Below are 10,185 nucleotides of genomic sequence, written 5' to 3' on the forward strand. Positions count from 1 at the left end.
GCAACGACTCCTAGAACCCAAGGATGGCCGCGGGGCCTTTACCCCAACATGGGGGTTGTGGAGATGGCGGGAATCGAACCCGCTCACAGGACCCCCCGCGAGCTGCTCGTTTACCTGTTATTGCTGGTCAGCGGCGGACGAGACGACACCAGACAGCACCAGATGGACAGACTCGCGCTCCCGCCGGGAGTACCGATGATCATGGTCGGATCGGCGTGGTGACGAAGGCGTTCCGGCAGACCGGACAGGATGTCTCCCATGCGAGGAGAGATGACCCTGCCGAGTCTGGTCGAGGTCTGGATCGAGCGCGATGACATGGCCCTCGTAGAGGCTGCGGCGCAGGCTTGCGGGCTGAGCGCCGACGCGTTTATCGCGATGGAGGCGGCTGCCGGAGCAAAGATCACTCTGAGGGATCGGCCGTCGGGCGCCCAGGTTCCGGGTGGTCGACTGCCCGCACTGAGCGGTCCCGTCGCGGAGCGGGTGACGGAGTGGATCGCCTCGACGACCACCCCAGTCCCGGCCGCGAAACGGTGGCGGGCAGACAGCTCGTCGAAGCAGCGGTGGGGAGGCAGCCAGCCGGGGCCGCGTACGCAGACGCTGAAAGCGGTTCTGGGTGTTCTGCTGGCCACAGGGACGGCGGAGATGCTGCCAGTGTCGGTGGTGACGAGGAAGGCGATGATCACGGCCCCGACGACGTTGAACGCGCTGCGATATCTGGAGGGCCACGGCTGGGTCGTTGTGAGGCTGATGGACGGTAGGCGGCACTGTGCGCTCACAGATGAGGGTCGCCAGCGGGCTCGAACCGAGGGATGGAGTGTGAGCGGGGGCACCCGCCGACCTGCGCCTTTCCCCAACTAGAGCCCGACATGTGCCGGTTGGCCCGATATTGTTTGTTCTGTGAGTCCGAGAGACGCACTCACAACACAGACCAGGGGACACCCGTCGAGCGCCACGATCCGCGTCAGCCGCAACGCCAAGACCAAGGCCGTCAAGGTCCACCAGGCGTGCGCCTGCCGCATCGGCAAGGGCCTGATGCTGGAGACCCGCGATGAACGAGGCGACCGCTGCCGCTGACGCTCTGGGCTCGTGGGCGCACTGCCGCAACAGCAAGCCGGCCGAATCTCCCGCCCCCGCTCCCATGGTGCCGGTGTCGTGGACCGTGGACATCTCCAACACGACGAAGGAGGGCGGGCCCAAATCTCAGGCGGTGGCCAAGGTCGCCGAGGCGCTGGGTGCGGAGATGACCGTGGAGCGGGTCAAGAACCGGACGAACAGCGGGATCCTCGCGCACCGCGTCACCCTGACCGGCTCCCCCGAGGTGATCGGCCGGGTGGAGGCCGTGGTGCCGGTGATGCTCGCGAACATGGACAAGGCCGCGAGCGCGGCGGCGAGTGGACTGCGGGCGGAGTTGAAGGCGAAGGGCGAGAGCGGCGCGGCCCTTGTGCGTCACTGTGCGCACCTGAGGCGCCTGTGATCGCGATGGTGGGCTCGGAGACCGCTGAGGCCCTGTAAAGCACTCACGGGGGCTCTGGGCATCTCGGGCCCTCGCCCTCACCTCCTGCGCTCGCACACGAACCCCGGAAGAGTCACGCACTCCCAGACGTGCCGCTTCGTCGGTCCAGGGATGGGCGTGAATGCCAGATTGCTCGTCTGACCTGGGGTTTTACCTGGTAACCGACCCACGCCCAACGGGATCGATCCGATATCGTCAACAATCTGTTGAAGGTGTCGCGAGGGCGTGTGTGATCCACAGCCCCGACCCCACAGAAAGCAGCCCCTCCCGCATGCGAATCCGCGCCTGGCTGCTGCCCCGCTCCTCTTCCCCAGCTCACCGTCATCCGTCGCGGCATCCCCCCTGCATTTCTTCCAGCCCTACATAAGGATCTCCAGTTGACGACTCCCCCTCTGCCGCCCCAGCCGCCCCTATGGGGCGCTCCCACCCCTCCGCCACGCTCCCGGTTCACCGCGAGGAACATCACCACCGCGGTCGCGGCGACCACGTTCATCGCCGCGACCTGCGCGACCGTCATCTACCTGGCAGTCAACGACAGCGAGAACACGGCTTCCCCCGCACCGACCGGCACCACCAGCGCCTCCACCACAGCCGTGTCCGGCTGGAAGTACTGCGGCAGCACGGGAGGCGACAACAAGCCCGACGGCTACATCTACCGGGACATGCAGGTCGGCATCTCGGTGAAATCGGTCATGTGCAAGGGCAACGACGTCCAGATCCGGATGGAAGCCCGGAAGTGGGGCGAGGTGCCCGCCCTCGTGAGCGCCGCCATCCAGATCGACGGGGCGGCAGGCTGCTCCAAGAGCCGGACCGCAGAGTTCACCGAAGCCGTCTCCGGCAAGTCGGCCGACTCCGCCCCCGTCATGAAGGGGGCGGACGGCTACTCCACGGTGGAGCTGTACTCGTGTCCCGGCACCGCCCGGTACAAGGTGAACGTCACCGGCAGCAGCAAGCCCGTGGCAGCGGTCACCCCGTCACCCACACCAAGCCCGACGCCGTCTCCCAGCAAAACGTCTTGCACATACGAGGCGATAAGCGACCGGGAGTTCTCCAAGCTGGAGCGTGACCCATACGGGTCGCTCGGCAAGTGCATCAAGGTGTACGGGGAGATCACCCAGTTCGACTCGGCTACCGGCAAGACGACGTTCCGGGCCTCGGCGTGCGGGGAGAAGAAGTGGCCGAAGTACGGGTTCCTGTCGGACTGCGAGGTGAACTCGATCTTCTCGGCAGGCGGGGAGGCCGAGGAGGCCTTCGGTGATCTGGTGAAGGACGACGTGTTCGAGGCCGAGGTGGTGGTGTCGGTGCCGGAGACGTACTCGACGACGCTGGGCGGGTCGATGACGGTGCCGAAGTTCTTCGTCCACTCCATCAAGCGATACACGACCGCCAAGTAGTCCGCCTGAGCCTGTCGCCGTCCGCACACGGCGACACCCCTCCCCATGCCGGCCGAATGAGCGAGCCCCTGCGCGCCGTCCCCCGAATGGCCCGGAGCTGTCCGGGTGAGCGCCTACCGTCGCGCTGGGGAGCCGACGAATCGACGACCTGACGGTGTGCTGCGTCCCATATGAGGCCGCGACCTGGGCCTGTCAGAGGTTCCACTACTCGCGTGTCCCCGCCCGAGGGCGTCAGCAGATCCACGGCGTCATCGAGGCAGGCCGCTTCCGGGGCGTCCTCATGTACGGGCACGGCGCCAACCACAACGGAGCGCGAGGGCTCGGGTTCGAGCACCAGCACGAGATCGCCGAACTCGGCCGGATCTGCCTGGAGAGCCATGACGCCCCCTGACCGCGATCCTCGCCCGCTCCATCCGCCTCCTGCACCACCACAACCCCAGCTTGCGCGCTGTCCTGTCCTACGCGGACTCCAGCCTCCACCACGGCGGGATCTACCGGGCCGGGTCCTGGCTGCTGCTCCGGGACGCCAAGCGCGGCGGTGACGACCCCGCCATCCGGCTCTCCGACGGAACGGTTCTCCACCCCCGCTCGGCGAGGAAGAAGGGATGGAAGCCCCGCCTGGACTGGATGCGCGAGCACGTCGACCCCGAGGCCGGCGCCGAGCAGGTCCCGCACAAGCACCGGTACGCCTACCCGCTCGACCGCAAAGCCCGCAAGATCCTCAAGCCGCTGGCGGTCCCGTACCCGCCCGCCGCGAGTGTCGACCCGCGCCCCCGCTACGACGCCTGCGGCTGCGGCCCCCGCCTCGACATCCCCTCCATCAAGGCCCGGAGGTCGCCCCTGGGCAGGAGACGGCCGCTGTGGGCCAGCCGGAGCAGGGTCAGCTCTGGCTTCCCGGACTCTAAAACCGACGTGCGGTCAGCGGCCATGCGATCCGCCCCGGAAAGCCGGAGGAGCGGGGTGAGAGAGCGCTGTTCAGGCTCTCAAGGGCAGGGAAGCCATCATCACCGCGTACAGCGGCGAGTCCGCGAACGGCCGCTGCTCTCCCACCTTCCGATAACCCCAGGACTCGTACAGCGTCTGAACTCGGGGATGGGTGGTGTCGACCAGCAGCACCGCATGGGCCTCGGGACGGTCGTCGAGCAGGGCCCGGTGCAGATGCTCGGAGATGCCCTGCTTGCGCCAGGCCGGGCGCACCATCAGCTCCGAGAAGGAGAACGTGGAGGAGTTCTCCGGGACGGGATCGAGGTAGTCCCGCCACCACTCGTGTCCCGGCGTGGCGGGAGCACCGTACGCGAAGCCCACCGGCTCGTCGGCGTCGTAGGCGACCACGCATGCGAACCCCGCGTTCTTGCCCCAGTGATCGACGAACCAGGGAAACCGCTGGTGGAACTCGTCATCCATCTGGTCGGCGTAGGCGTCGGCGTGTACATCGATGAGGACCTGCCGTATGGCGGGCAGGTCGTCGTGGGTGTAGCTGCGCAGGGCAAGGGTGGGCGGCAAAGGGGGTCAGCTCCATTCGGTGCGGTAGCGGTCGCCCCAGGATTTGGCGGTCGAGACGTCCGGGGCGGTAGTGAGCAGGTCACGGTGGAAGTCGCCGATCAGGGACCTCATACGGGCTGGAAGCCTGTTGCCGTCCATCAGCGCGAACACGCGCTCGGCGCTGGCGCAGCCTGCTTCGATCTCTCCCTGGTGGACCTGGGCGAGTGCGAGCCGGGCGGTCACCAGCGCCCGGTTACGGCGGAAGCGAGGGGGCAGCGCGGTGAGCGCCTGGTAGGAGGCAGCTTCGGATTCGGCATGACGGCCGAGGAGATCCTGGGCGATGGCAGTCAGGGACTGGAGTTCCGCCGGACCGTAGAACGCGATCCACGACGGCCGCTCCTCGTCCGCGCTCGTCTTGGTGAGAGCGTCGCCCGCGTAGCCGAGAGACCGCAGCGCGGCTTGCCGGTCACCGAGAGCCGCATGTCCGATGGCCGTGCGGGCGTGCGCCAGAGAGGCGTACATGGGGTCGCGGCGGGTGATACCGACACGGAGGGCGGCCTGCCCTGCGGCCACAGCATCGGAGTATTCCTTCCGCTGGTAGGCGAGCATCGACATCGTGTTCCACACGCGCAGCTCCGTCGCCTTGTCGCCGCCTTTGCCGGCCAGGGTGAGGGCACGTTCGAGGTGCTGCTCGGCGCGGCCGAACTGCCGGGAGTCCAGGGCGGTCCATGCGGCCGTCGCGGTCAGGTCGGAGGCCAGAGCGAAGAGGCGGGAGCGAACCCGCTGACTGGCTGCTGCCTGCTGGAGTCCCAGGGCTCGGCGGGCGGCGTCGATCGCGGCCTCTTCGAGGGTCTGGTTCCCTCCGCGCTGATCGTCCAGGGCGTTGATGCGGTCCAGTTCACCGCGAACGGTGTGGACGTCTCGGGTGCCCACCATCGTGCGGGAGACGACGGCGGGAGTCGCGAGGGCGACTGCGGTGGAGGCCATGAAGGTACGGCGGTTCACGTCTGGCTCCGGGATGGTGCGTGGGGAAGAGATGTCCGCCCGGGTGAACCCGAGTACTTCGACCGGACACCGGAAGACTGCCTGTAATGCGGCGCGCTGTCGCGGGTGGGGCCAGCGCGTTCTTCCGGTCTGCCAGTAGCGGACAGTGCGGTCGCTGACCGTACCCGCGTGCCCGTTCGAGGCGAGCCAGCCGTTCAGCTTCCTGACCAACTCGCTCTGGATCAGGCCGAGTCTGTCCATGTGCTGCTGGAGCGCCGCGTTCCCCGTCATTCCACTCACCGTAGTGACGCACCCCGTATCGGTGAAGGGCCATTCGCCCGCTTCACCCTCCGAAATTTCCGGTCCCTTGCGACCACGGCACCCGCGTCTTTTCCTACCTGACTCGCCGTTAGCGCCGTTGTACTGAACGTGCAGTCCCCGAACCGTCCATGTCCGGCCCCGTTCCCCCGAACCCGCCCGGCACCCCACAGGCCCGCTGCCCGCGCCTGACGCCCCCGACAGACGCGGTCAGCGGGCCCACACGATCAAGACCAGGTGACCGTCATGACCGAGCAGTCCCCTGCGGTGAGTCCGCTTCCTGTCTCCGGCGCCCTGTCCCCCGCACCTTGGAGATCGCCGAGCACGGCCTGGAGAGCTTCATCGACCGCTGGGAAGACCCAGAGGACGAGGAACGACAGGACGATGCCGAGGAGGAGCGGTGACCACGATGTCCAGACGGCGTACCACCGCCGCTCCCCCTACCAGGTAGGCGACTGCGTGAAGGGCCTCTCCTACGTCGCCCCGGAGGACCGCAGCCGCGAGCAGCCCCAGGAGATCACCGGACAGGTCGTTCAGATCGGCGCAGGCTGGGCCGGGGTCGACGCGGACCGCGCCTACGTCTGGGTACGGCTGGCGAACGGCCGCGAACGCCAGGCTCTCGTCCGCGACATTCAGCGGGTCGAGCCGTGAGCGCCGACGGAATCGCGGCAGGGGTCTTACTGCTCACCGCGAATCTCCTCGGCCTTGGTGGATGCGCCGCGAACGTCGCCCACGAGGGGGCCACCGCAGCCCCGCTCTCCGTGCCGGACATCGATCCCGCCGGCCACGCCGAATCCCCGCACGTCTGCCGGTGCGACGACCGTGCCACCGCGCCTTGATCCGCCCTGCGGCGGGGACGCCCCGCTCCCACGGAACACCCCCACCGCAGGGCCACCACATGCTCCGCCCGGAACAGACAGGTCGAGCCGGGCGGTAGACGGCGCGGCTGGGCTTCCCACGAAGTCTCGCCGCGCCACCCATCAGCACCAACACCACTGACCACGGAGGAACCTGATGTTCGTGCACTCCGACCGACTGCCCACCGGCACGCCCCTGCCGAACGGGATCAGCACCCCCGCCCCGTGGGGTCTGCGCCGCATGACTCCCTACCCCGCGCAGGCACCGTCGTACGGGCGCGTCGAGCTGGACCCGGTCACCCAGACCGGCCGCTACTTCGACGCCACCGGGGCCGTCATGGAGATGCCCGGCCACGGCACCAGCAGCGGCACCAACCCGTCCACCAACACCGGCAATCCCTCCGACGGCACCAGCGGCGGCGGGGACTCCGACACCGGGAACGACACCGACCAGTGAGCGATGACCGCCCGGTTCTGGTCGTGACCAACCTGGACGACCCCACGACCGACCTGGTGGTTGACGAGCTGCACGACCGGGATATCCCGGTCATGCGGTTCGACTCCGGGGACTTCCCCACCACCTTGTCGTTCGAGGCCACCATCACCGCCGACGGCATCCGGGGCGCCCTGCGCACCCCGACCCGTACGGCAGACCTCTCCCGCGTCCGCTCCCTCTACTACCGGCGTCCCTCCGGCTTCGCCTTCCCCCACCTGGACGAGCAGACCGCCCGGTTCGCGATCACGCAGGCTCGCTACGGCCTCGGGGGCGTACTCGCGTCCCTGCCCGGCTGCCTGTACGTCAACCACCCCCACCGGATCGGCGACGCCGAGTTCAAGCCCTCCGGCCTCGCCGCCGCAGTCGATGCCGGGTTCCTCGTCCCGGACACTCTGTTTACCTCCAATCCGGACGAAGCCAGGGCGTTCATCAAGCAGCGCCCCTCCGTGATCTACAAGCCGCTGTCGACACCGCTGTACCGGATCGACGGAGTCTCCTGCACGGTCGAGGTACTGGAGGTGACGGCCGAAGAGATCGACGACTCGGTGGCCGGGACGGTTCATCTGTTCCAGGAGCGCATCGAGAAATCCGGCGACGTCCGGGTGACCGTGATCGGCGACAAGGTGTTCTGCGTCCGCATCGACTCCGATCTGTTGGACTGGCGCACCGACTACGACCGCCTGACGTACACCGTCGCCCAGCCGCCGCCCGGGATCACCGAAGCACTGCGCGCATACCTCGCCCAGTTCCGGCTCGTATTCGGCGCTTTCGACTTCGCCATCGACTGCCACGGGCAATGGTGGTTCCTCGAATGCAACCCGTCTGGCCAGTGGGCCTGGATGGAGCCGGAGACCGGTCTGCCGATGGTCGCGGCCATGGCTGACCTGTTGGAGAGGAAGATGATGTGAGCGACGACCAAGAGCTCCGGCGGATCCTCGCCGCACAGCTATCGGCCGGCCAGCACCTGCGCACCCCGCCGTGGCGCGCTGCGGTCGAAGCGGTGCCGCGTCACGAGTTCCTGCGGGGCGGGTTCTTCGACCGCATCGACACAGGCGGGCCGACCGCGTGGACCCCGGTCATGCCTGACGCCCCCCTGTGGATCGAACGCTGCTACGAGGACGAGTCCCTCGTGACGCAGATCGCGGGCACCATCGCACCCCGGGACATCCGAGGCGAGATCATGCGCTCGCCGACGTCGTCCAGCACCATGCCCTCCCTGGTGGTGCGAATGCTCGAAGACCTTGGAGTCGAGGATGGGCAGCGGGTGATGGAGATCGGCACGGGCACCGGCTACTCCACCGCGCTCATGTGCCACCGCCTCGGCGACGACCTCGTGACCACGGTCGAAGTCGACGAGGAGGTATCCGGACGCGCCGGAGCCGCGCTCGGCACCTGCGGATACGCCCCACACCGGATCGTCGGCGACGGCCTCGACGGCCACAAGGACGGCGCCCCGTATGACCGCGTGATCGCCACCTGCGGCATCGTCTCTCTTCCCTCAGCCTGGATCGAGCAGACCCGGCCCGGCGGACTCATCCTCGCCACCCTCGGCGGCTGGATGTACTCCTCCGAACTCGCCCGCCTCACCGTCCACGACGACGGCACCTCCTCCGGTCGCTTCCTCGGCGGACGAATCTCCTTCATGCTCGCCCGCCCCCAGGCACCTCCGCCCCTCGGCCTCCTTCCCGACCTCGACCAGGGCGAGGAGCGTGCCGCTGCTCTCGGCGCAGACGAGCTGGACGACTGGGACACCCGCTTCGTCGCCCAGCTCGCCGCACCCCGGGCGCAGCGCATCACCCTCGACCGCGACGGCCGCACCGAACAGGTCCTCATCGACGTGGAGGCCGGATCGTGGGCGGCGCTTACTGACGAGGACGGGAGGTGGACAGTCCGTCAAGACGGTCCGGCCCGGCTGTGGGATGACATCGAGGACCACGTCACCGGGTGGCGGAACGACGGTGCTCCCGGCCTGGATCGCTTCGAGATCACCGTCACCTCGGACGGGCAGACGATCACCTGGCAGAGCTGAGAAGCGCTGATACCGGCGCCAGACCGGCAGACTTCTCATGTGGTCCCGCTCGGCTACACGACGGGCGGGGCCGCACCCCGAGCACAGGACAGCCCCCGACCGGCTCGAATCGGTCGGGGGCTGTCCTGTGTGCGCTGACCGCCAGCGTTCAGCTACCGGCCCTGGTTCGTCTTGTTGCGTTCCTGGTGGCGTTGAATCGCCTTGGAAGACCGCGTCGCGGGTGATGCCCAGCGCGGCGGCGATACGGGTGGCCGGCCTCGGGGCGGGTCGCCTTCCATGGCGCGTGCCATCGCCGCGTCGTACTTCTGCTGCTGCTGGTCGACCTGCTCGCGGGCCCGGGTCAGTTCCTCGATCGCTTCAAAGAGAGCGCTCACCTCGGGGGCCTGATCCTCGGGCGGCAGCTCTTTGCGTGCCGTCAGTTCAGGCGATGATGCAGCCCTGCAACATCACATCTACTGGCAGTTCATTCACCCCCGCCCACCAAGTCGGGCAGGGGTCGGTGGCCTCAACAAGAGCTCCAGAGATGACGCGGTTGTGTCAGCGTGAGACAGATGTGAACCTCAGCTTCCGTCAATCGGGGCAGTTGTGTGAAGTCGCCACAGGTGGATCACTTTCCGTGATGCTCGGATGCCAGGCATCTCTCTCGCAGCCCTTTCGCGGGCTCAGTTATGTGCAACTGGGGGACTCATTACCGCTCGGTAGTGTGAACCCACGGTACTCACTTTGGAGACAAACCCGCAGGTCAGAGCGTTGCCCCTTCTTTTAAGAAAGGTGCACATGCGCACTGCGCGCACTTCCGGGGGTTCCCGAACGCTTTCCCGCAGGGTCTCGATGAGGCTGACTCCTACTCACCCCCTCTTCGACAGCAACCACAGAACGCCAGCCGCGACGGGCCCGCCATGCGGTTGACGGGGTGCGGAGGTACCCGAGCCACCCACTCAGCTCACCTCGATGCGTAGGGAGCGTCGCCACGAGCACCGGCCCGCAGCCGCTTGCGGCGAGGACACGGAGCGCAGGGTCGACAGGGTGACTCGGACTCGACAGTGGGGCACCCCTCTTCCCCACGCACGGGCCCGCGCTCGCCGACGATGGCCGGCCTGCTCTACGGAGCC

At 68.0% G+C, this 10,185-nt stretch carries 12 protein-coding genes; 9 read left to right on the forward strand and 3 right to left on the reverse strand.

Annotated elements, in window-relative coordinates; genetic code table 11:
• Nucleotides 1–258: 258 nt before the first annotated feature.
• From J7E97_RS13850 to J7E97_RS13865, 4 genes are all read left to right on the forward strand, one after another.
• Nucleotides 259–858, forward strand: coding sequence for a hypothetical protein (locus tag J7E97_RS13850; RefSeq protein WP_215026598.1), 600 nt, complete (start codon nt 259–261; stop codon nt 856–858).
• A gap of 39 nt (nt 859–897) precedes the next feature.
• Entirely contained in the window at nt 898–1,074 is a 177-nt protein-coding gene (locus tag J7E97_RS13855; protein WP_215026600.1) for a hypothetical protein, read from the forward strand.
• Entirely contained in the window at nt 1,049–1,474 is a 426-nt protein-coding gene (locus tag J7E97_RS13860) for a hypothetical protein (protein WP_215026602.1), read from the forward strand. Before J7E97_RS13855 ends, J7E97_RS13860 begins: the two co-directional genes overlap by 26 nt.
• Nucleotides 1,475–1,890: 416 nt before the next feature.
• Nucleotides 1,891–2,907: a hypothetical protein gene (locus J7E97_RS13865; protein WP_215026604.1), complete on the forward strand. Its 1,017-nt coding sequence runs from the start codon at nt 1,891–1,893 to the stop codon at nt 2,905–2,907.
• Nucleotides 2,908–3,882: 975 nt separating this feature from the next.
• On the opposite strand, the gene J7E97_RS13870 is transcribed toward J7E97_RS13865, so the two are convergent.
• Both J7E97_RS13870 and J7E97_RS13875 read right to left on the reverse strand, forming a co-directional pair.
• The gene (locus tag J7E97_RS13870) at nt 3,883–4,410 is read right to left on the reverse strand and encodes a GNAT family N-acetyltransferase (protein ID WP_215026606.1); all 528 of its coding nucleotides are present in this window, start codon (nt 4,408–4,410) and stop codon (nt 3,883–3,885) included.
• A gap of 6 nt (nt 4,411–4,416) precedes the next feature.
• Complete coding sequence (locus J7E97_RS13875; protein ID WP_308346494.1) at nt 4,417–5,394, reverse strand: hypothetical protein; 978 nt, start codon at nt 5,392–5,394, stop codon at nt 4,417–4,419.
• 681 nt (nt 5,395–6,075) lie between these two features.
• Between J7E97_RS13875 and J7E97_RS13880 the strand changes: the two genes are divergently transcribed.
• From J7E97_RS13880 to tgmC, 5 genes are all read left to right on the forward strand, one after another.
• On the forward strand, nt 6,076–6,342 hold the full coding sequence (locus tag J7E97_RS13880; RefSeq protein ID WP_215026611.1) for a hypothetical protein: 267 nt from the start codon (nt 6,076–6,078) through the stop codon (nt 6,340–6,342).
• Nucleotides 6,339–6,530 (forward strand): hypothetical protein, encoded by a 192-nt coding sequence (locus J7E97_RS13885; protein WP_215026614.1) that lies wholly within the window; start codon nt 6,339–6,341, stop codon nt 6,528–6,530. Before J7E97_RS13880 ends, J7E97_RS13885 begins: the two co-directional genes overlap by 4 nt.
• 175 nt (nt 6,531–6,705) lie before the next feature.
• Nucleotides 6,706–7,005: a putative ATP-grasp-modified RiPP gene (gene tgmA / locus J7E97_RS13890; RefSeq protein ID WP_215026617.1), complete on the forward strand. Its 300-nt coding sequence runs from the start codon at nt 6,706–6,708 to the stop codon at nt 7,003–7,005.
• The gene (gene tgmB, locus J7E97_RS13895) at nt 7,002–7,952 is read left to right on the forward strand and encodes an ATP-grasp ribosomal peptide maturase (RefSeq protein ID WP_215026620.1); all 951 of its coding nucleotides are present in this window, start codon (nt 7,002–7,004) and stop codon (nt 7,950–7,952) included. The genes tgmA and tgmB overlap by 4 nt, the downstream gene beginning before the upstream one ends.
• The gene (gene tgmC / locus J7E97_RS13900; protein ID WP_215026623.1) at nt 7,949–9,073 is read left to right on the forward strand and encodes an ATP-grasp peptide maturase system methyltransferase; all 1,125 of its coding nucleotides are present in this window, start codon (nt 7,949–7,951) and stop codon (nt 9,071–9,073) included. Before tgmB ends, tgmC begins: the two co-directional genes overlap by 4 nt.
• Nucleotides 9,074–9,225: 152 nt before the next feature.
• Here the strand turns inward: tgmC and J7E97_RS13905 are convergent, their stop codons facing one another.
• Nucleotides 9,226–9,447: a hypothetical protein gene (locus J7E97_RS13905; RefSeq protein WP_215026626.1), complete on the reverse strand. Its 222-nt coding sequence runs from the start codon at nt 9,445–9,447 to the stop codon at nt 9,226–9,228.
• Between the last annotated feature and the right edge of the window lie 738 nt (nt 9,448–10,185).

This window comes from Streptomyces sp. ISL-66 (assembly GCF_018614135.1).
GTDB lineage: Bacteria > Actinomycetota > Actinomycetes > Streptomycetales > Streptomycetaceae > Streptomyces.

Excerpts from the sequence above, each read along its gene's own strand:
- J7E97_RS13850 (WP_215026598.1), top strand. The coding sequence starts at position 259 with ATGCGAGGAGAGATGACCCTGCCGAGTCTGGTCGAGGTCTGGATCGAG.
- J7E97_RS13860 (WP_215026602.1), top strand. The coding sequence starts at position 1,049 with ATGAACGAGGCGACCGCTGCCGCTGACGCTCTGGGCTCGTGGGCGCAC.
- J7E97_RS13880 (WP_215026611.1), top strand. The coding sequence starts at position 6,076 with ATGCCGAGGAGGAGCGGTGACCACGATGTCCAGACGGCGTACCACCGC.
- tgmA (WP_215026617.1), top strand. The coding sequence starts at position 6,706 with ATGTTCGTGCACTCCGACCGACTGCCCACCGGCACGCCCCTGCCGAAC.